The following is a 21,762-nucleotide window of genomic DNA, read 5'->3' as shown; positions in this document are numbered from 1 at the left end:
GATCGCCAGTTCCGGCTTGATCAAGATCTTGTCCGACACCGACGCGACAAGCGGGGGTCGGACACCAGGAGGAGGTCCGCGTGAGCGCAGCGGCAGACCAGACGGCGAAGCTGACGATCGGCGACACGACCGCCGAATTCCCGCTGGTGCGCGGCACGGCAGGCCACGACAGCATCGACTTCTCGACCCTGACCCGGCAGACCGGCTACACGGGTCTGGACTACGGCTTCGTCAACACCGCCTCGACCAAGTCGGACATCACGTTCATCGACGGCGACAAGGGCATCCTGCGCTACCGCGGGTATCCGATCGAGCAGCTGGCCAACACCACGAGCTACCTCGAGGTCGCCTGGCTCCTCATCTACGGCGAGCTGCCGTCGGCGTCGGAGCTCGCGGAGTTCGACGAGAAGATCCGTCGTCACACGCTGCTGCACGAAGACCTCAAGCGCTTCTTCTCCGCTCTTCCGCACACCGCGCACCCCATGTCGGTGCTGTCGTCCGCGGTCGCCGCGCTCTCGACCTACTACGAGGGCCAGACCGACCCGCACAACCCCGAGCACGTCGAGCTGAACATGATCCGCATGCTCGCGAAGCTTCCGGTGATCGCGGCGTACGCGCACAAGAAGAGCGTCGGCCAGGCCTTCCTGTACCCCGACAACTCGCTGAGCTTCGTGGACAACTTCCTGAAGCTGAACTTCGGTGTGCTGTCGGAGCCGTACGAGATCAACCCCGTCATGTCGAAGGCTCTCGAGCTGCTTCTCATCCTGCACGAGGACCACGAGCAGAACGCGTCCACCTCGACCGTCCGTCTTGTGGGTTCCACCGGTGCGAACCAGTTCGCCTCGATCTCGGCCGGCATCCAGGCCCTCTCCGGCCCGCTGCACGGTGGCGCCAACGAGGCCGTGCTCAGCATGCTCGGCCAGATCCGCGACTCCGGACAGAGCGTGTCGCGCTTCGTCGAACGGGTGAAGAACAAGGAAGAGGGCGTGAAGCTGATGGGCTTCGGGCACCGGGTCTACAAGAACTACGACCCGCGCGCCAAGCTCGTCAAGGAGGCGGCCGACGAGGTGCTCGCCTCGCTCGGTGTGACCGACCCGCTGCTGGACCTCGCGAAGGAGCTCGAGGAGCTCGCTCTCGCCGACGACTACTTCCGCGAGCGTCGCCTGTACCCCAACGTCGACTTCTACACCGGCGTGATCTACAAGGCGATGGGCTTCCCGACCCGCATGTTCACGGTGCTCTTCGCCATCGGCCGCCTGCCGGGGTGGCTCGCGCAGTACCGCGAGCTGCAGCTCGACCCGCAGACGAAGATCGGTCGCCCGCAGCAGCTGTACACGGGGTCTCCGGAGCGCACGTTCCAGACCCGCTGACACCGGCGTCCGATGCCCGTCGTCAGCGCCGAAGCCGTCGTCCCGGTCGACCCGGCGACCGCCTTCGCCGTCTCGCAGACGACGGGAGCGATCCGTCGACGCTGGGACCCGTTCATCAGCGAACAGCATTTCCTCGATGAGGCGGATGCTCCGGCCAAGGGCGTGCGCACCTTCACCCGGCAGCGCTTCGGCTTCGCGATGGTGAGCAGCTACGTCTCGTACGCGCCGCCGACGAACGTCGGCATGGTGATGGAGACCGGACCGTGGTTCTTCGAGAAACTCGGTGGCGGCTGGCGGTTCACCGCGGTGCCCGAGGGCGCCCTGGCGGTGTGGAAGTACAACTTCTCGTGCCGGCCGGCCTGGCTCGCACCCCTCGCCGAGTGGATCGGTGCGCGGGTCCTCGGCTTCGAGATCCGGCGCCGGCTTGCCGGGTTCGTCCGCGGATGCTCCGACCCGGTCGTGCTGGACGCGGTGCGGACCTGACGGCCAGACGCCTGGGCACGCCGAGGTGACGAAAAAGGCCGCCGGCACGAATGCGCGGCGACCTTTCGCATCATCTGATCTGCGAGCGGATCAGATGTAAGAGATTCAGCGTCCCTGGTAGCCGCGGCCACCCTGGCCCTGGCGTGCGGCGCCGCCCTGACGAGCCGCACCGCCCTGGCCGCCCTGACCCGAGCGGGGACCACGGCGACGAGCGGGGGGAGTGGATGCTCCGGCACGCTCTCCGCCGGCCGGGCGCTGCTTGGCCTGACGCTGCGGCTGCGTCGCCTGCACGGGCGCCGGGCGCACGTGAGCCGCGCGCTCGGGCACGAGACCGGTGATGGCATCCTGCGTCGCGTTCTCGAGCGGTGCGTCGATCGCAGCCTTGCGCAGCAGGTCCTTGACGTCGCGGCGCTGCTCGGGGAGCACGACCGTGACGACGGTTCCTGCGGCGCCGGCACGGGCGGTGCGACCGGAACGGTGCAGGTACGCCTTGTGCTCGACGGGCGGGTCGACGTGGACGACCAGGTCGACGTTGTCGACGTGCACGCCGCGGGCCGCGACGTCGGTGGCGACGAGCACGCGCACGCCGCCCTCGTCGGGAGCGGTCGAGAAAGCGCTCAGGTTGCGCTCACGCGCGTTCTGGGACAGGTTGCCGTGCAGATCGACGGCCGGGATGCCGGCCGCGGTCAGCTGCTTGGCGAGCTTCTTCGCCTGGTGCTTGGTGCGCGTGAAGAGGATGCGGCGACCGGTGCCCGAGGCAAGGTCGCGGACGAGAGCGGTCTTGTTGTCCGTCGAGTCCACGACCAGCACGCGGTGGGTCATCTCGCCGACCGGCACGCTCTCCTCGTCGACCTCGTGGCTCACGGCGTTCGAGAGGAAGCGGCGGGCGAGGGTGTCGATGCCGCGGTCCAGGGTCGCGCTGAACAGCAGACGCTGTCCGCCGGCCGGGGTCGCGGTGAGGATGCGGGTGACGCCGGGCAGGAAGCCCAGGTCGGCCATGTGATCGGCCTCGTCGAGAACGGTCACCTCGACGGCGTCGAGCTGCACGACGCGCTGCTTCATGAGGTCTTCGAGGCGGCCGGGGCATGCCACGACGATGTCGACGCCGTTGCGCATGGCCTGCTCCTGCGGACGCTGGCTGACGCCGCCGAACACGGTGGTGACGCGCAGGCCCTTGGCCTCGGCGAGCGGTGCGATGGTCGCGGCGATCTGGGTGGCGAGCTCACGGGTCGGCGCGAGCACGAGGCCACGCGGGTGGCCGGGACGGCTCTTGCGCGACGACGCCGCGATGCGGGCGACGAGGGGGAGTGCGAAGGCGATGGTCTTGCCGCTGCCGGTGCGGCCGCGGCCGAGCAGGTCACGGCCGGCGAGGGAATCGGGAAGCGTGTCGCGCTGAATCGCGAACGCCTCGGTCTTGCCGTCCTTGGAGAGGACGGCGGCGAGGTCGGCGGGCACGCCGAGATCGAGGAAGGAAGTCATAGGGGTATATCTCCGAGAGTGCACGCACGAACCATCAGGGCCGGGTGCGGAAGGTGGGCGACGGCGCGGGATCGCGCATCGTTTCGCCGTTCGAAATGGCCAGAACCAGGCTAGTGGCGCGGGAGCGTGTCGACGACGCAGACGTCTCGCACTGCGAGGGGCGTCATGCCGACACTATCACGCACAACCTGAGTGCCGGCCCGCCACGCGCGGTCGGCACCGTCGGCGTGGTGCGGATGTCAGGCGTGCAGGGCCTCGTTCAACGTCACGCCGATGCCCGCACGGCGCACCGCTTCGACCGCGCCGCTGAGCGAGTTGCGGCGGAAGAGGAGCCCGTCCTGACCGGACAGCTCGGCGCCCTTCACGGTGGTGCGTCCGCCGTCGGCGGTCTGCGGGCCGTCGACGAGCACGATCTTCGTGCCGGCGGTGACGTAGAGCCCCGCCTCGACCACGCAGTCGTCGCCGAGGGAGATGCCGATGCCCGCGTTGGCGCCGAGGAGGGTCCTCGCCCCGATCGAGACGCGATGCGTCCCGCCACCGGACAGCGTGCCCATGATCGACGAACCGCCCCCGATGTCGCTGCCGTCGCCCACGACGACGCCCTGCGAGATGCGTCCCTCGACCATCGAGGCGCCCAGGGTGCCGGCGTTGAAGTTGACGAAGCCCTCGTGCATGACGGTCGTGCCGGGGGAGAGGTACGCCCCGAGGCGCACGCGCGACGCATCGGCGATCCGCACGCCGGCGGGCTGCACGTAGTCGGTCAGGCGGGGGAACTTGTCGAGACCCTGCACCTGGATGCCGGCGCGCTGCAGCAGCGGGCGCAGGCGGGCCGCATCCGCGGGGTGCACGGGGCCGGCGTTCGTCCACGCCACGTTCGGAAGGTGGCCGAAGATGCCGTCGAGGTTGAGGTCGTTCGGGCGCACGACGAGGTGCGAGAGGGCGTGCAGGCGCAGGTAGGCGTCAGCCGTGGAGGCCGGGGCCTCGTCGAGGTCGATCTGGAGCTGGACGACCTCGACCGTGACGTTGCGTCGGTCATCGGGGCCGGTGAGGGCCTCCCAGGTCGCGACCGCGGCGGCTGCATCGCCCGCAGACGGCGCTCCGACGCCGACCTCGGGGTACCACGCGTCGAGCACCGTGCCGTCTCCGGCGATCGTGGTCAGTCCGATGCCCCACACGCTGCGCGATTCACTCATGCTTCCACGCTATCGCGCCCGCCGAGCGACGACGTCACGCATGACGGTGTAAGTAGGCTGGTGGACATGCTGCTCGATCTGACCGCGTCCTCCGTGGAACTCACCCGCGCTCTCTGCGACATCCCGAGCGTCTCGGGCGACGAGAAGACCCTGGCGGACGCGATCGAGGCGGCCGTCGCGCCGCTCGCGCACCTGGAGGTGATCCGCCACGGCAACACGATCGTCGCGCGCACGAACCTCGGCCGGGCGCAGCGCGTCGCGATCGCCGGGCATATCGACACCGTGCCGATCAACGTGAACGTCCCCACGCGCGACATCGAGATCGACGGCGTCCCCTATCTGTGGGGGCGCGGCACGGTCGACATGAAGGCCGGCACCGCCGTGCAGCTCAAGCTGGCCGCCGAGCTCACCGATCCCGCGATCGACATCACCTGGATGTGGTACGACAACGAGGAGGTCGAGGCTTCCAAGAACGGCCTCGGGCTGCTCGCCGCTGTGCGTCCCGAGCTGTTCCAGGCGGACTTCGCCATCCTGGGCGAACCGTCCAACGGCGAGGTCGAGGGCGGGTGCAACGGCACGCTGCGTGCGATCGTGCGCACCACCGGCGTGCGTGCGCACGCCGCTCGCGCCTGGATCGGCGAGAACGCGATCCACCGCGCAGCGCCGATCCTCGCCCGCCTCGCCGAGTACCGGGCCAAGGAGGTGCCCGTCGACGGGCTCCTGTACCGCGAGAGCCTGAGTGCGGTCCGGATCACCGGCGGCGTCGCCGGCAACGTGATCCCCGACGCGTGCGAGGTCGAGGTGAACTATCGCTTCGCTCCGAGCAAGTCGGCGGCCGACGCCGAGGCGCATGTGCGCGGCGTGCTCGCCGGGTTCGACGTCGAGATCACGGATGCCGCGGAGGGAGCCCGCCCCGGGCTCGACGCCCCGATCGCGCAGCAGTTCGTCGCCGCCGTCGGCGCCGAGCCTCGGCCGAAGTACGGCTGGACCGATGTCGCGCGCTTCTCGGCTCTCGGCATCCCCGCGGTGAACTACGGCCCCGGTGACCCCCACCTCGCGCATCACGACGAGGAGCGCGTGCCCCTGGCGCAGATCGACGCCGTGGAGCGGGGCCTGCGCGCATGGCTCACCTCGCACTGAGCGTCGCCCGTCGCTGGGCGCAGGCGCCGCTCGCGCTGCGCATCGCCGTCATCTATCTCGCCGCGCGCATCGTCACGACTGGCTTCCTCATCGCGGCGGCCACTCTCTCGACGTCGCTGTCGCGCTTCGGAGCGGGGGCCGGGCTGATCGACTTCGTGCTCGGCTGGGATGCGCAGTGGTACTGGCTGGTCGCCGAGAGCGGGTATCCGGCGGAGCTTCCGATGACGGATACCGGCGATGTCGCGGAGAACGCCTGGGCGTTCATGCCGGTGTTCGCCTATGCGGCCAAGGCGCTCGGGTTCGTGTTCGGCTCCTGGGGCGCCGGAGCCTTCCTGCTCTCCTTCGTGGCCGGCTACCTCGCCTGTCTGGCGCTGCACCGGCTTCTCCGTGATCGCATCGGAGTCTCCGCGGCGACCTGGGCCGTGGTGTTCTTCGCCGCGGGTCCGCTCGCCGCGATGTTCCAGGTCGGCTACGCGGAGACGTTGTTCCTCCTGCTGCTGTTCCTGGCTCTCGACGCGATGACACGCCGGCAGTATGCCTGGCTCTACGTGCTCATCCCGGTGATGGCCTTCACGCGGCCGGGCATCCTCGCCTTCGCGCTCTACATCGGACTGCACGGCATCGTCCGGTGGGTGCGCCGCCGCGAAGATCCGCTCACCCGCCGGGAGATCGCGCACATCGTCGCGCTCGGCGCCCTCGCCACGGCGACCGGCTTCGCCTGGCAGCTGATCGCCGGCATCATCACGGGCGATCCCGGCGCCTACCTCGCCACGGAGCTCGCATGGCGGCGGCACTGGATCGCCGGCGGCGTCGAGGGGTTCGTGCCGTTCGAGGGATGGATCCAGGCGTCGCAGTTCTGGTTCGGGCTGTGGGGCCTGCCGACCTGGGCGGGGCCGGTCGCACTGGCTCTGCTCACCGTCGTGGCCGGAGCCGCGCTGCTGTATCTCCCGCAGGTGCGAGCGTTGGGAGCGGACATACGGCTGTGGAGCGCGAGCTATCTGCTGTATCTGCTCGCGGTGTTCTTCCCGCAGTCGAGCACGTTCCGACTGCTGCTGCCGCTGAGTCCGATGTGGGGAGCGGTCGCAGTGCCTCGGTCGCGGTGGTGGCGAGGCGGTGTACTGACCCTCTGCCTGGTCGGCCAATGGGCCTGGATCTTCCCCATGTACGCCCTCGGGAACACCTTCTGGCAGGTGCCCTGAAAGTGAACGTGCGTCGCTTTTCTTCACAGGTGACGTCCAGGCACCGGTTACACCCGATAAACTCATCTCATACCACCGAGGAAAAGGAGCCACGATGGCAGCGATGAAGCCGAGGACCGGAGACGGACCCATGGAGGCCGTGAAAGAAGGGCGACTCATCATCGTGCGCGTTCCGCTCGAAGGTGGCGGCCGTCTGGTCGTCTCCGTGAACGACGCCGAGGCCAAGGAACTTCACGACGTGCTGGCCGCCGTCGTGGCACCGGCCTGATAGACCCAGGATCCGCTCTGCGGATCTTCGAGGGCGATGGATCTTCGGATCCGTCGCCCTCTTTCTCGTTGCGGGCGCGGCTCAGCTGCGGTCGGCGAGGCTGACCAGCTGAAGGAGGCCTTCGCCCGCGGGGGAGACGGTCGCGAGAACGGCCGACGACTCCTGCGTCTCCTGGACGAGTGAGCGGTACGCGGCGGTGACCTCGTCGCGCTGCACCGGGTCGGCCACACGGCCGCCACCGAGCACGCGGGGAACGAGCACGATGCCACCGGCGCGGACGAGCCGCAGACCGTGCTCGACGTACTCGATCACGTTCTCGGGGTCGGCGTCGACGAGCACGATGTCGTAGGAGGCCTCGTTCATGCGGGGGAGCACGTCGGAGGCGCGTCCGGTGATGAAACGGGCCTTCGTCGACGGAACCTTCGCATCGGAGAAGGCCTGACGGGCCGCGGCGAGATGCTCCGGCTCGTTGTCGATCGAGGTCAGCACGGCCTGGGGTGCTCCGCGCAGCAGCCACAGTCCCGAGACGCCGGCACCGGTACCGATCTCGACGATCGATCGCGCGGCGGTCGCGGCGGCGATCACGGCGAGCTGCGACCCGACGACGGCGCTGACAGGCGCCGCGCCCAGCTCGACGGCATGGGCTCGGGCGCGCGCGATGGCATCCGGCTCGATGATGGACTCGCGAAGGAAACGCGCGTTCGCTTCGTGCTCGCTCATGGCCTGCCTTTCCGTGCTTGCACTGTGATTGTTCTCAGCGTATTCGTTCGGTGTGCGCGGGCAGTGCAGGCGCGGCGGTAGCCTGTAGAGATGACGTTCGGGCTCACTTTCGAGAAGCTGCTGCTGATCGGCCTCATCGCGGTCCTCATCATCGGTCCGGAACGTCTTCCGCGGGCTGCCGAGGGATTCTCGCGCATGGTCCGCAAGGTCGGCGAGTACGTGCGCGACACGAAGTCGAAGATGCGTCAGGAGATGGGCCCCGAGCTCGATGACGTCGACTGGCGCAAGCTCGATCCGCGGCAGTACGATCCGCGTCGCATCATCCGCGATGCGCTGCTGGAGGAGCCGCAGCCCGCTGCCGCGACGAAGGCGCGAGCCACCATCGCCGAGCCCGTGGCGCCGCGCGCCCCGCAGGAGTTCAGCGCCGAGAACCGGCCGCCGTACGACCCCGAATCCACGTGAGGCCGGCGGGGTCGCGCATTCACCCGGCGACTCGTCTTCGCGTGGCGGTGGCCGCCGCGGTCCTCGGCGGCGTCGGCGGCGCGCTGATCTGGGTGCTCTGGGTCCTCCCCATCGTCGCGTCGGTCGACCGTGCGGAGCCCCGCCCGCTCGGTGACGCGATCGTCGTCGAGCTCGGCGCGGACCAACGCGCGGGCGTCTGGGCGCAGGGAGTCTCCGCGAGCCTCGGCACCCTGGACTGCGTCGTCACCGCACCGGACGGAGGAGCCGTGGCGCAGCGCGGGGCGCCAGCGCTCGACTGGAGCAGCACTCTCTGGTGGATGACGCCGAAGGCGGGGTTCGAGCAGATCACGCAGTTCACGGCCTCGACGGCGGGCGCTCACGAGGTCCGCTGCACGGATTCGCTCGACATCTATGACGGAGCCTTCCTGATCGCGGGCGACTCGTTCGGAGGCGGGAGCATCGGGCTCGGTCGCGGAGGCAACGCCGACTACCCCGTCGGGACGATGCTGTCGTTCGGCGCGGTCTTCCTCCCGCCGTTCGCGGTCGGCGTGACGATCATCGTGCTGATCCGCCTCGCGGTATCGCGCCGAACAGCGCGTCGCACCGGGGACCCGGTGGCCTAGGCGATCTTCGCGCGCAGGGCGGCGACGTCGTCGTCGCTCAGCAGTGCGCGGGGGATGGCCGTCGCGACCGACGCGTCGCGCACCTTCAGCAGCACGGCATCGGTGCCCACCCTGATGCTCTGGAACGTGCTGTAGGCGATGGTCGAGCGGCGATCGCCGCTACCCACCTGCAGCACCTCGTCCTCCAGCGATACCCACACGACGGTCGCCGGCGGCATGGCGGCGCGCACGGCGTGACGGGCGCTCGAGATGGACATGACGATCGCGACGACGGCGAGGGCGATGACCAGCGGCGGCATCCACGCCGCGAGACCGCCGTCGTCCTGGCCGGCGGCGACCCGTCCCGACAGATTCAGGATGCTGATCCCGAGGGCGGCTGCCAGTGCGACCCACATGACGATCGCGACCGGGCGTGTGAGCGAGTAGACGGCCGCATCGCGCGCCATCCGTCGGAGCAGGCTCTGATCGATCGTGAGGGAGCGAGGGGGCATCGTCCCATTCTCCCACGGGGCCTCCGGTCGTCGGTGGCTCAGCCGATCGACACCGGCAGGGATCGTCCGGAGAGACCGCGGCCCTGACCGGCGAGGGAGCGTGCCAGGGCACGGATCGTGGTGGCGGCGGCATCCGTCGACTCCGTGGTGACGATCGGGATGCCGACGTCGCCGCCCTCGCGGAGCGCCGGGCTCAGCGGGATCGAGGCCAGCAGTGCCACGGCGTCGCCGCCGTCCGACAGCGCCGCGGCCACGGCCTCGCCGCCGCCGGAGCCGAACAGGTCGACGACGGTACCGTCGGGGAGGGTGTACGCGGCCATGTTCTCGACGACCCCGATCACGCGCTGCCCGGTCTGCCGGGCCACGAGGCCGCTGCGGATGGCGACGTCGGATGCCGCGGCCTGCGGCGTCGTGACCACGAGCACCTCGGCGTGCGGCAGCAGCTGCCCGATCGAGATCGCGATGTCGCCCGTGCCCGGGGGCATGTCGATCAGGAGGATGTCGAGATCGCCGAAGAAGACGTCGGTGAGGAACTGCGAGACCGTCCGGTGCAGCATCGGTCCTCGCCAGGCGACCACGGCCTCCCCGTCGCGGAGGAACATGCCGATCGAGATCGTCTTCACGCCGTGGGCGACCGGCGGCAGCATGAGATCGTCGATGCGCGTGGGCTGGGTCCCCGCGGGGATGCCGAGCAGGCCGGGGATCGAGAATCCGTGCACGTCGGCATCCACGAGTCCGACGGACAGTCCCTGGTCGGCGAGGGCGACGGCGAGGTTCGCGGTGACCGTCGACTTGCCCACTCCGCCCTTGCCGCTGGAGACGAGGATGACCCGGGTGAGCGACTCGGGGCCGAACGGCATCTGCCTCGCCGGCCGTCCCTCGCGGAGCTTCTCGGTCAGCGCCTTGCGCTCGGCGGGCGTCATCACGCCGACCGCGACCTCGACGGCTGAGATGCCCGGAACGGATGCCGCGGCCTGTCGCACATCCGATTCGATGCGCGCCGCCGCGGGACAGCCGACGATCGTGAGCACGATCCCGACCCGCGCCAGATCGCCGTCCACCTCGATCTCGCGCACCATGTCGAGGTCGCCGATCGGACGGCGCAGCTCCGGATCCGTGACCGCGGCCACGGCGGCGCGGACTCTGTCGACCGCTGTCATGAGGCGGCGCCGCCGGTGTGCTTCTCGGCGCCGAGCTTCTCGCCGTGCTTCTCATCGGCGGTCTCGAGCTCCGCGAGCAGAGCCTTCAGCTCGTTCCGCAGCACATCGCGGGTGACGAGCTGCGTGTTGCGCTCCTCGAGCGCCATCCGCAGCGCGACGATCTCACGGGCGAGGTACTCGGTGTCGGCGAGGTTGCGTTCCGCGCGCTGACGGTCCTGCTCGATCTGCACCCGGTCGCGGTCGTCCTGGCGGTTCTGCGCGAGCAGGATCAGGGGAGCGGCGTACGAGGCCTGCAGCGAGAGCATGAGGGTGAGCGCGGTGAAGCCCAGAGCCGCATCGTCGAATCGCAGATGATCGGGCGTCAGCGTGTTCCAGAGGATCCAGGCCACGCAGAACAGCGTGAGCATCAACAGGAACGCGGGGGTCCCCATCGCCCGGGCGACCCATTCGGTGAACCGGCCGAAGCGGTCGCGCGAGGTGGGGCGTGCGCGCGTGGTGCCCCGGCCGAGGGGCGCGTCGAGGCGCGGAGACCGTGCCATCAGCGCACCTCCTTCGCGGGCGTCGCGGTCTCGTCGCTGTCATGCGAGCGCCAGTCGTCCGGCAACAGGTAGTCGAGCACATCATCGATGCTGACCGCGCCGACGAGGCGACGCGCGGCATCGACGACGGGAAGCGAGACGAGGTCGTAGCTCGCCAGGAGACGCGCGACCTCGGCGGCGGACGCGTTCGCGGGCACCGGCTCGAGACTGTCGTCCATGATCCCGCCGAGACGCTCGTGCGGCGGGTAGCGCAGCATCCGCTGGAAATGCACCATGCCGAGCAGGCGACCGGTCGGCGTCTCGAACGGCGGGAGCGTGACGAACACCGCAGACGCGAGGGCAGGGTGCAGCTCATGGCGACGGATCAGCGCGAGTGCCTCGGCCACCGTGGCATCCGCCGAGAGGATGATGGGCTCCGGAGTCATCAGACCACCGGCGGTGTCCGGGCCGTAGCGCAACAGCATCCTGACGTCTTCGGCCTCTTCCGGCTCCATCAGCTCGAGCAGCTGCTCGAGCCGCTTGGGAGGCAGCTGGGCCAGGAGGTCGGCGGCGTCGTCCGGTTCCATCTGGTCGAGGATGTCCGCGGCGCGCTCGTCGCCCAGCCAATCGAGGATGTGCACCTGATCGTCTTCGGGCATCTCTTCCAGGGCATCGGCGAGCCGGTCGTCGGAGAGCTCTTCGGCGACCTCGATCATGCGCTTCTGCGGCAGATCCAAGAGGGTGTTGGCGAGGTCGGCGGCGTGCAGCTCGGCATACGACGCGACCAGCTGCTCGGCGGACTGCGACTCGCCGGGTGCGACCTTCTCGGCGACCTCGCTCCACGCGGCGAAGGTCGTCGGGCCCTTGGCGAACGGCGAGGCGCTGGTCTTCGGGCGGCGGAGGAAGAGTTGGCTCACGGCCCATTCGCCGAGGCGGTTCGGCTCGATCGCGACGTCTTCGATGACGGCTGTACCGCTGCCGTCGGCGAACGTCATCCGTCGCCCGAGCATCTCCGCGAGGATGCGCACTTCACCGGCGCGGGGCGAGAACCGTCGCACGTTGATGAGGCCGGTGGTGATGACCTGGCCGGCGCGGATCGACGTGACCCGCCCGATCGACAGGAAGACCTGTCGGCGGCCGGGGATCTCGACCACCAGTCCGATGACGCGGGGAGCGGCGGTACTTCGGTACACGATGACGACGTCGCGGACTTTGCCGAGCCGATCGCCCTGGGGGTCGAAGACGGCGCAACCTGCCAGGCGCGCGGCGAAAACCCTTTGTGTGCTCACCTCCCCAGCGTAGTGCGCGGGCCCTCAGGGCGCCGGAGGGTTGCACACACGGGCCCGGGATGGCAGGGCGTGAAAGAATGGCCGGATGAGCATGCTGAACCGTCCTGTGAACGGTACCGAGACCGGCGAGATGGTCGCGTCGACGCGCGACTACGAGAGCGCGCAGAAGACGGTGTCGAAGCTGATCGCGGGGGAGGTGCCCGCGCGGGACATCGCCATCGTCGGGCAGAGCGTGCGCACCATCGAGAGAGTCACCGGGAAGCTCGGCTACGCCGCGGCCGCCCGCTCCGGCGCGATCAACGGTGTGCTGCTCGGACTGTTCCTCTCCGCGATCCTCGTGCTCGGCAACCCCGAGGTGCCGATCCAGCTGTTCGTCGGCTTCGTCTTCATCGGCGTGGCCGTGGGGATGCTGCTGAGCCTCGTGACCTATGCGATCGTGCGCCGTCGCCGCGACTTCGCGAGCGTCACGCAGTTCGCCGCCGACCACTACGAGGTCACCGTGCTGCCCACGTCGCTGTCCAAGGCCCGTCAGGTGCTCGGGTCGGCGCATGTCGCCCCGGTCAGGCCGCCGGTGAACCTCGACGAGCCGCCCCGGTACGGCGAGCGGATCCCCGCGGGTGCACCGGTGCCGGCGCCGGAGTCGTCCCCGGAGCCCGTGATCCCGCCGCGCCCGGCCGATCCCGTTCCGCAGCCCGAGGGAACCACTCCCGAGCCGCCCGCGCCGGGTCCGGTCGATGAGCCCGGTGTCGCCACCGACGTCGAGGGCCCGCAGGACGGCGCTCGATGAGCGGACAGGATCCCCAGGCTCCGGGTGAGTTCGCGCCGCCTCCGCCTCCGCCTCAGGCTCCTCCTGCGCCGACGGCCGCCCCGGCTCAGATGCCGGTGCCACCCGCGCCGGTCTACGGTGCACCTGCTCAGCCCGTACAGGCCTACCCCGCACCGGGTGCGCCCGTGGGGTATCCCGCCCCGGCGTACCCCGCCTACCCGGCGGCGGTTCCGCCCCGTGGCCTGCTGCCCTGGGTGCTCGGGTTCCTGATCGTCATCCCGTTCCCGTTCGCCGGCGGTCTCGCCTCCGGAATCGCGATGGCGGTGAGCGGCGGATCGTCTCTCCGCGCCGGCGGCACGGCGCGCGAGAACGCGCGGGCGGCACGGAACTGGGGACTCACCTACCTGATGGTGTCCACGCTCCTGCTCATCCTGCACTTCGTGCTGCTGTTCGTCCTCACGTCGCAGTCGCCGACGACGGGCTTCTACCCGCTCGGCATCCCGATCACCGTGTACTTCGCGCTGTCGCTCGCGCACCTGGTGATCGTGATCATCGGCACCGTGCGGGCGTCTTCGGGCAAGGTCATGCGGGTGCCGTTCGCGATCCCCTTCCTCCGCGCCTGATGGTCGAGATCGCCGTCGAACTGCCGTCCGGGCCCACGACGGTCTCCGCGGACTGGTCCGCCGGCGACAACGGAGTGACGGTGATCGTCGCGCACGGAGCAGGGACCGGCAAGGATCACCCGTTCCTGACGGGGTTCACGGCTGCGCTCGACGCTCTCGGCTTCTCGACCCTGCGCTTCAACTTCCCGTACGTCGAGCAGGGTCGCCGGATGCCGGGACCGGCGGCGCACGCGATCGCGACCTGGAAGGCGGTCGTCGGCTTCGCGCGCGCCGCCGACCCCGAAGCGTCCGTCTGGGCGACCGGGAAGTCCTACGGCGGACGTATGGCGTCCATGGCCGTCGCCGAGGGGCTGGAGGTCGAAGGGCTCGCATATCTCGGGTATCCGTTGCATCCTCCAGGGAGACCGGAGAAGCCGCGCATCGAGCACCTTCCGACCATCGGCGCGCCGCAGCTGTTCGTCGAGGGGACGAACGACCAGTTCATCCAGCCGATCTCCCAGTTCGAGGATGCGGTCGCGACGTGTCAGAACGCGGAGGTCGTCTGGATCGAGGGCGGCGGGCACACGTTCGAGGTGAAGGGGCGGAAGCGCCCGGCATCCGAGATCGGTGCGTCTCTCGCGCCGGTCGTCGCGGAGTTCGTGCGCCGCTGAGCGCGTCGAAGCCGTCATGAAGGGGATTCATCACGTCGAGATCTGGGTGGCGGACCTCGATGCGGTCGTCGACGGCTGGAGCTGGCTGTTCACCTCGCTCGGTCTGGAATGCACAGGGGAGTGGCCGGGCGGTCGGACCTGGGACGCCGGTGGCGCCTACGTGACGCTGACGAACTCGCCGAACCTGTCGGCGGTCGATCACGACCGACGGCGACCGGGCATGAACCACCTCGCACTCTGGGGCGGATCCCGGACCGAGGTCGACGCCATGATGTCCGTTGCCGCCGCCCATGGGTGGCAGCCGCTCTACGGAGATCGGTATCCGCACGCCGGCGGACCCGACCACTACGCCGGCTGGCTGGAGAACGCCGAAGGATTCAAGGTCGAGATCGTCGCGGAGTGACGCCGCCTCACGGGCGGAGCGCCGACAGCTCTTCGTCCTCCAGCAGCCGCCGCATCGTCGAGAGGCCCAGTGCGCTCATCGGCGGATTCGACTCCTCGTAGTACCAGATGAGACCCATCGCCTGCTGGAACGCCCATGCCGCTCCGCGCAGCCACTCCACATCGCCCGCGCCGACGCCGTCGCGCAGGATCCGTCGGCGCGGAGCATCGAACAGATGCCACGCGGCGACGAGGTCGAGCGCCCGGTCGGCCGGTCCGAAGCTTCCGCCGTCGAGGACACCGGCGAGCCGATCGTCGCCGTCGCGCCCGATGACGAGCAGGTTGAACGGGGTGAGGTCGCGATGACTCATGACGTCGGGCCCGGCTGCCGGCAGCACGCGCAGCGACGCCCAGAGCTCGGCAGCCCGACGCGTGTCGAGCAGGTGTCCGCTCTGCGCGAGGCACTCCGCGATCCACTCGTCGTGATCGGGGAGATGACCGCCGCGACCGGCGCCGTCGAACACGCGTCCGCCGACCGGGACGCTCCGCAGCGCCGCGATGAGCGTCACGAGGTCGCGGGCGAGAGAAGCGGATGCCGCGTGCCGGCCGTGCCCGGCCACCTCGCCGTCGAGCACGTCTGCACCGACCACGCCGAAGCGAAACCGTCGGAGGCGTTCGCGACCCCGTAGGGACGCGCAGCGGGGAACGGGCCGGCGTCGGCCAGCTCGGCCATGGCGTCGGCCTCGGCGCGCAGTTCCGCCTCGGACGCGCCGAGGAGCGGGAACCGCGCGACCAGGTCATCGCCCAGTCGGATGATGGTGTTCACCGTGCCGGTCGTGGGCACGCGCCGCAGCGGTCGACCGCGCAGCTCCGGGAAGCGCTGTGCGATCAGCCGCTCGGCGAGATCGTCGTCGAGCGACAGCTCGCCCTCGTGCATCGCGTGTCAGCTCTGCACGCGGGCGATCCAGGCCTCGACCTCGTCGGCCGTGCGGGGGATCCCGGCCGACAGATTCACGGGTCCGTCGGCGGTCATCAGGATGTCGTCCTCGATGCGCACGCCGATGCCGCGAAGCTCCGCGGGCACCGTGAGGTCGTCGATCTGGAAGTAGAGGCCGGGTTCGATCGTGAACACCATGCCGGGCGCGAGGATGCCGTCGTAGTACATCTCGCGACGCGCCTGTGCGCAGTCGTGCACGTCGATGCCCAGGTGGTGCGACGTGCCGTGCACCATGTAGCGGCGGTGCTGCCCGCCGGCATCCGCGTCGAGGGCCTCGTCGGCCGTGACCGGCAGCAGACCCCACTCGGCGGTGCGGGCGGCGATCACGGTCATCGCCGCGGCGTGCACGTCGCGGAACCGCACGCCCACGCGCGCTGCGGCGAACGCGGCATCCGCGGCCTCGCGCACGGTCTCGTAGACGCGACGCTGCACCTCGGTGAAGGTGCCCGACACCGGAAGCGTGCGGGTGATGTCGGCCGTGTACAGGCTGTCCGCCTCCACGCCGGCATCGACGAGGATCAGGTCGCCGGGGACGACGCTGCCGTCGTTGCGGGTCCAGTGCAGGTAGCAGGCGTGCGGACCAGAGGCGGCGATGGTGTCGTACCCCTCGCCGTTGCCGTCCTCGCGCGCGCGGCGGTGGAAGACGCCCTCGACGACGCGCTCTCCGCGTGCGTGGTCGATCGCCTGCGGCAGCTCGCGGATGATGTCGTCGAAGCCGTGCGCGGTGATGTCCACGGCGCGGCGCATCTCGGCGATCTCGAACTCGTCCTTGATCAGGCGCAGCTCGGAGACGACGCGGGTGAGGTCGTCATCGTCGTCGAGGATCAGCTCGCCGTCGACCGGTGCGAATTCGTGCAGGTGCTCTGTCGCGATCGCGAGGTCGGCTGCGACGCCGGCGAGGGAGGGCCGCGGGCCGATCCAGAACTCGCCGACCGTGGCGTCGGCGTAGAACTCGGTCGTGGTGCGGTCGGCGCGCTCGCGGAAGTAGAGGGTGACGTCGTGTCCGGCGTCCGTCGGCTCGAAGACGAGGATCGAGTCGGGCTCGGCATCCGACGCCCAGCCGGTGAGGTGGGCGAATGCCGAGTGCGCGCGGAACACGTAGTCGGTGTCGTTGCTGCGCTGCTTGAGGGAGCCGGCGGGGATCACCAGTCGCTTGCCGGGGAAGGCCGCGGAGACCGCCGCCCGCCGCGTCGCCGCGAACGCGGCCTGTGCCCGCGGAGCCGGAAGGGTCTCCGGCCGCTCGGCCCAGCCGGTCGAGATCGTGTCGAGGAAGCCCTGCGGGAAGGGCTGCTTGCGATTGGTGCTGCTGTTCTCGACGGTCTCCGTCGTGACTTCGGCGGGGATCTCTCCGGCGGCTTGTGCGATCGTGTCGCGCTCTGCGGTGCTCATCCCTCCAGTCTGTCATCTGGTGGGCAGGCGCAGAAGCTCAGCCGGCCGGCTCCAGCTGCACGACGAGGGCGCGGTGGTCGCTGCCGCCCGCGTCTTCGAGCACGACGGAGCCCGACGGCGTCCAGTTCTTCGAGACCATGACGTGGTCGATCGGGGCACCGGCCAGGGGAGGGAGCGAACTCGGCCAGGTGCCGGTCATCCCGTTGCCCGTGCGCGACGCCCCGTCGCGGCAGTACCCGATGTCGCCCCCGTCCATGCCGAGCGGCGCCATGTGGTCGATCGTGGCGTTGAAGTCGCCGGCGAGGATGAAGTCGCCCGGAGGGCACTGGTCGGCGATCCACTGCAGGTCCTGCCGCCACTGCTCCATCTCCTCCATGCGCGGCGCCACCGCGTGCACCGCGACGATGGTGGGTCCTGCGCCGTCGATGGGCATGAGCACGGCGCTCGGCACGGATCCGGTGTTGCTCGTGCCATCCTTCGACGACTCGATCACGGAGTACTCGCCGAGCTCGGGGGCGACCAGCACGGTCGTCTGCCAGGACTGCGGACCGTCCTCCACGTCGGGACGGAACTGCACGTGATGCACCCACATCGGGTGTCCCTGCTCCCGCAGCATCAGCGCGATCTGCTCTCCGACCGCCTGTGTGGTCTCCGGAAGCGCGACGATGTCGGCACCCTGCTCGAGGATCTGCTGCGCGATGTCCGCGGCCGAGACCGCCTCGCCGGCGGTGTTCCAGGTCAGCACGCGGACGCTGTCCGCGGTCTTCTCCGGGAGCGCGGAGGCTCCGAAGCCGCGCACGGCGCCGATCGCGCCGATCGCTCCCGCTCCGACCAGAGCCACGATGAGGACGGATGCCGCGAACCCTCGCAGCGGACGAGCGAGGAGCAGCAGGAGCGCGAGAACCGCGACGATGAGGAATCCGGCCAGAACGGGGCCGCGAGCCGACACCAGTTGCGCGAACGGATAGGTCTGCTCGAGGTGGAAGAACTGCGGCCACACCACGATCGCCGTCGCGATCGCGAGCAGCACGGTGAACAGGACCCCCAGTAGTCGAAGCATCCTGACAAGCCTAGAAGCGCCGCCTGTGAAGTCCCTGCCGTCCGTGCTCGGTACGCTGAGAGGATGTCCACTCCGTCGCACGGGTTCGCCGGTCCTGCAGACCTGCACCTGCACTCCAACCATTCCGATGGCACGGAGAGCCCCGCGGAGGTCGTCCGGCAGGCGCACGCGCACGGCGTGCGGACGGTCGCGCTCACCGACCACGACCGCTCGACGGGGTGGCGGGAGGCGGGCGATGCCGCCGCAGCGCTGGGGATGACGTTCCTCCCCGGGATGGAACTCTCGGCGAAGCACGAGTGGCGCAGCGTGCACGTGCTCGGGTACCTCTTCGATCCGGAGGACCCGGCTCTCCTGGCCGAGACGGACAGGATCCGCGGCGATCGGATCGGACGAGCGGAGCGGATCGTCCGGAGCATCGGACGCGACTACGACCTGCACTGGGACGACGTGCTGGCTCAGACCACGCTCGACGCCACCGTCGGGCGCCCGCACATCGCCGATGCGCTGATCGCCCGAGGGATCGTGCGCGACCGCACCGAGGCCTTCGACGGCATCCTCCATCCGCGCGAGGGGTACTACGAGCCCCACTACGCTCCCGACCCGCTCACGGCGGTCCGCCTCATCACGGATGCCGGGGGAGTGGCGGTCATCGCCCACCCGGTGACCGGCCGAGACCTGATGATGCCGGTGCCCTACCTCGAGCGCCTGATCGCCGCCGGGCTCGGCGGGTTCGAGATCGACCACCGGGAGAACACCGAGGCGGGCAAGCGGAAGCTGCGCGGGATCGCCGCCGCGCACGACCTCATCGTGACCGGCTCGAGCGACTATCACGGCAGCGGCAAACCCAACCGTCCGGGCGAGAACACGACGTCCGAGGAGATGGTCGCCCGGATCATAGGGCGCGCGACCGGAACGGCCGTGCGCTTTCCCTGATCCTCGGCATTCTGTCGGGAGACTCCCTGCGGCCTGTCGAACGGCGCGGATACGGTTCCAGGCATGCAGCGAGCGACTTCCCTGGAGCGCCGTGTCGATGCCACGGCGAGGCGCGTGCTCCTCGGCGCTCCGGCGAACGGCATCCGCGGCGCACTCGTCGAGTGCGCGGTGTTCGTCCTCAAGCAGGCCTGGGCGTGCATCTTCGGTGCAGCGCTGCTGCTCGTGATCGTCGCCGCGCAGCTCTGGTACCCGGACGACGCGGCCCTCGCCCGCAACGACGCGCTCACGATCGCCGCCGTGGTCATCCAGATCGCGATGCTGGTGTTCCGCCTCGAGAGCGGACGCGAACTGTGGGTCGTCGTCCTGTTCCATCTCACCGGCACGGTGATGGAGCTGTTCAAGACGGATGCCGGCTCCTGGGCCTATGCCGCGGACGGGTTCCTCCGGATCGGCGGCGTCCCGCTGTTCAGCGGCTTCATGTACGCGGCCGTCGGCTCGTACATGGTGCGCGTGTACCGGTTGTTCGACCTGGGCTTCAGTCGCTACCCGCGTCGGTGGATCACGGCGATCCTGGCCGCGGCGATCTATCTGAACTTCTTCACGCACCACTGGTGGTGGGATGCCCGCTGGGTGCTGCTCGCCGGTGTCGTGCTGCTCTGGCTGCCCACCGTGATGCACGCTCGGGTCTGGCGCCGCACCCTCCGACTCCCGCTCCTGCTGGTGTTCGCCGGGGTGGCGGTGTTCATCTACCTCGCCGAGAACATCGGCACCTGGGCCGGCGCGTGGGCGTACCCGGACCAGGCCGAGAGCTGGCAGCCCGTCTCGCCGAGCAAGCTGAGTTCGTGGTTCCTGCTGATGATCATCTCGGTGGTTCTGGTCGCGTGGGTCTATCCGCCGCAGGTCCCCGCGTCGATGCTGCGCACGGAATCGGGAGACAGCAGAGGGGCGGATGCCGCTCGCGCAGCATCCGCCCCTCCCGCATCGGTCGGTCCGACGTCGATCAGGCCCCGGTGACGGGAGCGGCGCCGGGCGCGCCGGAGCCGCCGCGACGGCGACGACGACGGCGTGCCGGTGCCGGCTTTCCGTCGTGGTGCTCCTTGCCCGCACCGTCATGGGTGCCGCCGCCGTCAGCACTGCGGTCGGCTGCCTGCGCGGACTGCCCGTCACTCGAGGCAGCATCGGACGTGCCCTCCGCGAACGTGGAGCCGACCGGGTTCTCGCTGTTGCGACGACGCCGACGACGACGGGTGCCGCTCTCGTCGGTGCCCTCGGCGGCGGCATCCGCTGCCCGCTCGGGGCGACGCGTGCGTTCGGTCTTCACCGACTGGGTCTTCGGCGCGGTCGTGAGGCGGCCCTTCGTGCCGGCCGGGATGTCGAGGTCCTCGAACAGCTGCGGGCTCGACGAGTAGATCTCGACGGGCTCGGGCTGGCCGAATTCGAGAGCACGATTGATGAGGGCCCACTTGTGCAGGTCCTCCCAATCGACGAACGTCACGGCGATTCCGGTCTTCCCCGCGCGGCCGGTGCGGCCCGCACGGTGCAGGTACGTCTTGTCCTCGTCCGGGATCGTGTGGTTGATCACGTGGGTCACGTCGTCGACGTCGATGCCACGCGCGGCGACATCGGTCGCGACGAGCACGTCGCGCTTGCCGGCCTTGAACGCGGCCATCGAGCGCTCGCGCTGATCCTGACCCATGTCGCCGTGCACGCCGCCGACGTTGAAGCCGCGGTCGCCCAGCTCGTCGACGAGGCGCTGCGCCGCGCGCTTGGTACGCGTGAAGATCACGGTCTTGCCGCGACCCTCGGCCTGCAGGATGCGGGCGATGATCTCGTCCTTGTCCATCGAGTGCGCGCGGTACACGAGGTGCTTGATGTTCGCCTGCGTGAGGCCCTCGTCAGGATCGGTCGCGCGGATGTGGATCGGGTTCGACATGAACCGGCGGGCGAGCGCGACGATCGGACCGGGCATGGTCGCCGAGAACAGCTGCGTGTGCCGGACGGCCGGAACCTTCTGGAAGATCTTCTCGATGTCGGCGAGGAAGCCGAGGTCGAGCATCTTGTCGGCCTCGTCGAGCACGACCTCGGTCGCGTTGGAGAGGTCGAGCAGACGCTGTCCGGCGAGGTCGATCAGTCGACCGGGCGTGCCGACGACGATCTGCGCGCCGGCCTTGAGCTGATCGATCTGGCCCTCGTAGGCCTTGCCGCCGTAGATCGCGACGACGCTCGTGGAGCGGTTGCTGGTGAGCAGGTCGATGTCCTCGTACACCTGCACGGCGAGCTCGCGGGTCGGGACGACGATGAGCGCCTTCACGCCATGCTCGGGGTCCTTGCCGAGGCGCTGGACGACCGGGATGCCGAAGCCGAAGGTCTTTCCGGTTCCGGTCTTGGCCTGGCCGATGATGTCCTGGCCGGGAAGGCCGAGGGGGATGGTCTGCTCCTGAATGGGGAACGCCTCGATGATGCCCTTGGCGGCGAGTGCGTCGACGATGTCCTGATCGACACCGAGTTCAGCGAAAGTTGTCACTTGTTCAATTGCCTGTCCGGCGACCCTCTGGGTCACCACGTAAA

23 protein-coding genes and 1 pseudogene are annotated in these 21,762 nt (G+C 69.8%); 13 read left to right on the top strand and 11 right to left on the bottom strand.

What is annotated here, in order from left to right:
* The first annotated feature begins 80 nt into the window (after positions 1-80).
* Together ABS642_RS06785 and ABS642_RS06780 are read left to right on the top strand one after the other, a co-directional pair.
* Positions 81-1,370 (top strand): citrate synthase, encoded by a 1,290-nt coding sequence (locus tag ABS642_RS06785; protein WP_282213934.1) that lies wholly within the window; start codon positions 81-83, stop codon positions 1,368-1,370.
* A gap of 12 nt (positions 1,371-1,382) precedes the next feature.
* Positions 1,383-1,853 carry an SRPBCC family protein gene (locus tag ABS642_RS06780; protein ID WP_350352720.1) on the top strand — a complete coding sequence of 157 codons (471 nt, stop codon included), beginning with the start codon at positions 1,383-1,385 and terminating at the stop codon, positions 1,851-1,853.
* Between the two features lie 105 nt (positions 1,854-1,958).
* Here ABS642_RS06780 and ABS642_RS06775 read toward each other — a convergent pair whose 3' ends face one another.
* Entirely contained in the window at positions 1,959-3,332 is a 1,374-nt protein-coding gene (locus tag ABS642_RS06775) for a DEAD/DEAH box helicase (protein ID WP_350352719.1), read from the bottom strand.
* Between the two features lie 239 nt (positions 3,333-3,571).
* Positions 3,572-4,525, bottom strand: coding sequence for a 2,3,4,5-tetrahydropyridine-2,6-dicarboxylate N-succinyltransferase (gene dapD / locus ABS642_RS06770; RefSeq protein ID WP_350352718.1), 954 nt, complete (start codon positions 4,523-4,525; stop codon positions 3,572-3,574).
* Between the two features lie 66 nt (positions 4,526-4,591).
* Here dapD and dapE point away from each other — a divergent pair, with 66 nt between their 5' ends.
* The 3 genes from dapE (at position 4,592) to ABS642_RS06755 (ending at position 7,132) form a co-directional block, all read left to right on the top strand.
* Positions 4,592-5,665, top strand: coding sequence for a succinyl-diaminopimelate desuccinylase (gene dapE / locus ABS642_RS06765; RefSeq protein ID WP_350352717.1), 1,074 nt, complete (start codon positions 4,592-4,594; stop codon positions 5,663-5,665).
* The gene (locus ABS642_RS06760) at positions 5,647-6,864 is read left to right on the top strand and encodes a hypothetical protein (RefSeq protein ID WP_350352716.1); all 1,218 of its coding nucleotides are present in this window, start codon (positions 5,647-5,649) and stop codon (positions 6,862-6,864) included. Before dapE ends, ABS642_RS06760 begins: the two co-directional genes overlap by 19 nt.
* Positions 6,865-6,958: 94 nt before the next feature.
* Positions 6,959-7,132: a DUF3117 domain-containing protein gene (locus tag ABS642_RS06755; RefSeq protein ID WP_017203323.1), complete on the top strand. Its 174-nt coding sequence runs from the start codon at positions 6,959-6,961 to the stop codon at positions 7,130-7,132.
* 81 nt (positions 7,133-7,213) lie between these two features.
* Here the strand turns inward: ABS642_RS06755 and ABS642_RS06750 are convergent, their stop codons facing one another.
* Entirely contained in the window at positions 7,214-7,852 is a 639-nt protein-coding gene (locus tag ABS642_RS06750; protein WP_282213929.1) for a class I SAM-dependent methyltransferase, read from the bottom strand.
* A 90-nt stretch (positions 7,853-7,942) separates the two neighbouring features.
* Between ABS642_RS06750 and ABS642_RS06745 the strand changes: the two genes are divergently transcribed.
* On the top strand, positions 7,943-8,314 hold the full coding sequence (locus tag ABS642_RS06745) for a twin-arginine translocase TatA/TatE family subunit (RefSeq protein WP_282213928.1): 372 nt from the start codon (positions 7,943-7,945) through the stop codon (positions 8,312-8,314).
* 41 nt (positions 8,315-8,355) lie between these two features.
* Positions 8,356-8,937 (top strand): hypothetical protein, encoded by a 582-nt coding sequence (locus ABS642_RS06740; protein WP_282213927.1) that lies wholly within the window; start codon positions 8,356-8,358, stop codon positions 8,935-8,937.
* Here ABS642_RS06740 and ABS642_RS06735 read toward each other — a convergent pair.
* Genes ABS642_RS06735 through ABS642_RS06720 form a run of 4 tightly spaced genes read right to left on the bottom strand, consistent with a single transcriptional unit; the run spans position 8,934 to position 12,395 of the window.
* The gene (locus tag ABS642_RS06735; RefSeq protein ID WP_350352715.1) at positions 8,934-9,428 is read right to left on the bottom strand and encodes a YcxB family protein; all 495 of its coding nucleotides are present in this window, start codon (positions 9,426-9,428) and stop codon (positions 8,934-8,936) included. The genes ABS642_RS06740 and ABS642_RS06735 overlap by 4 nt on opposite strands.
* A 38-nt stretch (positions 9,429-9,466) precedes the next feature.
* Complete coding sequence (locus ABS642_RS06730) at positions 9,467-10,588, bottom strand: Mrp/NBP35 family ATP-binding protein (protein WP_350352714.1); 1,122 nt, start codon at positions 10,586-10,588, stop codon at positions 9,467-9,469.
* Positions 10,585-11,127 carry a DUF1003 domain-containing protein gene (locus ABS642_RS06725; protein ID WP_350352713.1) on the bottom strand — a complete coding sequence of 181 codons (543 nt, stop codon included), beginning with the start codon at positions 11,125-11,127 and terminating at the stop codon, positions 10,585-10,587. The genes ABS642_RS06730 and ABS642_RS06725 overlap by 4 nt, the downstream gene beginning before the upstream one ends.
* Positions 11,127-12,395: a CBS domain-containing protein gene (locus ABS642_RS06720; RefSeq protein ID WP_282213923.1), complete on the bottom strand. Its 1,269-nt coding sequence runs from the start codon at positions 12,393-12,395 to the stop codon at positions 11,127-11,129. Before ABS642_RS06720 ends, ABS642_RS06725 begins: the two co-directional genes overlap by 1 nt.
* Before the next feature lie 85 nt (positions 12,396-12,480).
* Between ABS642_RS06720 and ABS642_RS06715 the strand changes: the two genes are divergently transcribed.
* The 4 genes from ABS642_RS06715 to ABS642_RS06700 are packed head-to-tail and all read left to right on the top strand — an operon-like array spanning position 12,481 to position 14,837.
* The gene (locus ABS642_RS06715; RefSeq protein ID WP_350352712.1) at positions 12,481-13,182 is read left to right on the top strand and encodes a general stress protein; all 702 of its coding nucleotides are present in this window, start codon (positions 12,481-12,483) and stop codon (positions 13,180-13,182) included.
* The gene (locus ABS642_RS06710) at positions 13,179-13,784 is read left to right on the top strand and encodes a DUF4870 domain-containing protein (protein WP_350352711.1); all 606 of its coding nucleotides are present in this window, start codon (positions 13,179-13,181) and stop codon (positions 13,782-13,784) included. The genes ABS642_RS06715 and ABS642_RS06710 overlap by 4 nt, the downstream gene beginning before the upstream one ends.
* A complete protein-coding gene (locus ABS642_RS06705; RefSeq protein ID WP_350352710.1) occupies positions 13,784-14,434 on the top strand; it encodes an alpha/beta family hydrolase in 651 nt (216 codons plus the stop codon). The genes ABS642_RS06710 and ABS642_RS06705 overlap by 1 nt, the downstream gene beginning before the upstream one ends.
* A 16-nt stretch (positions 14,435-14,450) precedes the next feature.
* Positions 14,451-14,837 (top strand): VOC family protein, encoded by a 387-nt coding sequence (locus ABS642_RS06700; protein WP_350352709.1) that lies wholly within the window; start codon positions 14,451-14,453, stop codon positions 14,835-14,837.
* Positions 14,838-14,844: 7 nt separating this feature from the next.
* On the opposite strand, the pseudogene ABS642_RS06695 reads toward ABS642_RS06700, so the two are convergent.
* The 3 genes and pseudogenes from ABS642_RS06695 to ABS642_RS06685 form a co-directional block, all read right to left on the bottom strand.
* A pseudogene (locus tag ABS642_RS06695) lies at positions 14,845-15,752 on the bottom strand (phosphotransferase).
* Between the two features lie 6 nt (positions 15,753-15,758).
* Positions 15,759-17,201 (bottom strand): aminopeptidase P family protein, encoded by a 1,443-nt coding sequence (locus ABS642_RS06690; protein WP_350352708.1) that lies wholly within the window; start codon positions 17,199-17,201, stop codon positions 15,759-15,761.
* A 37-nt stretch (positions 17,202-17,238) separates the two neighbouring features.
* Positions 17,239-18,261: an endonuclease/exonuclease/phosphatase family protein gene (locus tag ABS642_RS06685; RefSeq protein ID WP_350352707.1), complete on the bottom strand. Its 1,023-nt coding sequence runs from the start codon at positions 18,259-18,261 to the stop codon at positions 17,239-17,241.
* A gap of 63 nt (positions 18,262-18,324) precedes the next feature.
* Between ABS642_RS06685 and ABS642_RS06680 the strand changes: the two genes are divergently transcribed.
* The gene (locus ABS642_RS06680) at positions 18,325-19,194 is read left to right on the top strand and encodes a PHP domain-containing protein (protein ID WP_350352706.1); all 870 of its coding nucleotides are present in this window, start codon (positions 18,325-18,327) and stop codon (positions 19,192-19,194) included.
* A 63-nt stretch (positions 19,195-19,257) separates the two neighbouring features.
* A complete protein-coding gene (locus tag ABS642_RS06675) occupies positions 19,258-20,208 on the top strand; it encodes a DUF817 domain-containing protein (RefSeq protein WP_350352705.1) in 951 nt (316 codons plus the stop codon).
* Here ABS642_RS06675 and ABS642_RS06670 read toward each other — a convergent pair.
* Entirely contained in the window at positions 20,195-21,718 is a 1,524-nt protein-coding gene (locus ABS642_RS06670; protein ID WP_350352704.1) for a DEAD/DEAH box helicase, read from the bottom strand. The two genes, ABS642_RS06675 and ABS642_RS06670, sit on opposite strands and share 14 nt — an antisense overlap.
* Between the last annotated feature and the right edge of the window lie 44 nt (positions 21,719-21,762).

Origin of the sequence: Microbacterium sp. A8/3-1 (assembly GCF_040267695.1) — a bacterium.
In the GTDB taxonomy this organism is placed as follows: domain Bacteria; phylum Actinomycetota; class Actinomycetes; order Actinomycetales; family Microbacteriaceae; genus Microbacterium; species Microbacterium luteolum.
The sequence above is the reverse complement of the archived record's forward strand: the minus strand, read 5'-3'. Positions and strand labels throughout refer to the sequence as shown.

What these genes read in the sequence shown, in the direction of transcription:
- ABS642_RS06780 (WP_350352720.1), top strand. Translation starts at nt 1,383, where the DNA reads ATGCCCGTCGTCAGCGCCGAAGCCGTCGTCCCGGTCGACCCGGCGACC.
- ABS642_RS06775 (WP_350352719.1), bottom strand. Translation starts at nt 3,332, where the DNA reads ATGACTTCCTTCCTCGATCTCGGCGTGCCCGCCGACCTCGCCGCCGTC.
- dapD (WP_350352718.1), bottom strand. Translation starts at nt 4,525, where the DNA reads ATGAGTGAATCGCGCAGCGTGTGGGGCATCGGACTGACCACGATCGCC.
- dapE (WP_350352717.1), top strand. Translation starts at nt 4,592, where the DNA reads ATGCTGCTCGATCTGACCGCGTCCTCCGTGGAACTCACCCGCGCTCTC.
- ABS642_RS06760 (WP_350352716.1), top strand. Translation starts at nt 5,647, where the DNA reads ATGGCTCACCTCGCACTGAGCGTCGCCCGTCGCTGGGCGCAGGCGCCG.
- ABS642_RS06755 (WP_017203323.1), top strand. Translation starts at nt 6,959, where the DNA reads ATGGCAGCGATGAAGCCGAGGACCGGAGACGGACCCATGGAGGCCGTG.
- ABS642_RS06750 (WP_282213929.1), bottom strand. Translation starts at nt 7,852, where the DNA reads ATGAGCGAGCACGAAGCGAACGCGCGTTTCCTTCGCGAGTCCATCATC.
- ABS642_RS06745 (WP_282213928.1), top strand. Translation starts at nt 7,943, where the DNA reads ATGACGTTCGGGCTCACTTTCGAGAAGCTGCTGCTGATCGGCCTCATC.
- ABS642_RS06735 (WP_350352715.1), bottom strand. Translation starts at nt 9,428, where the DNA reads ATGCCCCCTCGCTCCCTCACGATCGATCAGAGCCTGCTCCGACGGATG.
- ABS642_RS06730 (WP_350352714.1), bottom strand. Translation starts at nt 10,588, where the DNA reads ATGACAGCGGTCGACAGAGTCCGCGCCGCCGTGGCCGCGGTCACGGAT.
- ABS642_RS06725 (WP_350352713.1), bottom strand. Translation starts at nt 11,127, where the DNA reads ATGGCACGGTCTCCGCGCCTCGACGCGCCCCTCGGCCGGGGCACCACG.
- ABS642_RS06715 (WP_350352712.1), top strand. Translation starts at nt 12,481, where the DNA reads ATGAGCATGCTGAACCGTCCTGTGAACGGTACCGAGACCGGCGAGATG.
- ABS642_RS06710 (WP_350352711.1), top strand. Translation starts at nt 13,179, where the DNA reads ATGAGCGGACAGGATCCCCAGGCTCCGGGTGAGTTCGCGCCGCCTCCG.
- ABS642_RS06705 (WP_350352710.1), top strand. Translation starts at nt 13,784, where the DNA reads ATGGTCGAGATCGCCGTCGAACTGCCGTCCGGGCCCACGACGGTCTCC.
- ABS642_RS06700 (WP_350352709.1), top strand. Translation starts at nt 14,451, where the DNA reads ATGAAGGGGATTCATCACGTCGAGATCTGGGTGGCGGACCTCGATGCG.
- ABS642_RS06690 (WP_350352708.1), bottom strand. Translation starts at nt 17,201, where the DNA reads ATGAGCACCGCAGAGCGCGACACGATCGCACAAGCCGCCGGAGAGATC.
- ABS642_RS06685 (WP_350352707.1), bottom strand. Translation starts at nt 18,261, where the DNA reads ATGCTTCGACTACTGGGGGTCCTGTTCACCGTGCTGCTCGCGATCGCG.
- ABS642_RS06680 (WP_350352706.1), top strand. Translation starts at nt 18,325, where the DNA reads ATGTCCACTCCGTCGCACGGGTTCGCCGGTCCTGCAGACCTGCACCTG.
- ABS642_RS06675 (WP_350352705.1), top strand. Translation starts at nt 19,258, where the DNA reads ATGCAGCGAGCGACTTCCCTGGAGCGCCGTGTCGATGCCACGGCGAGG.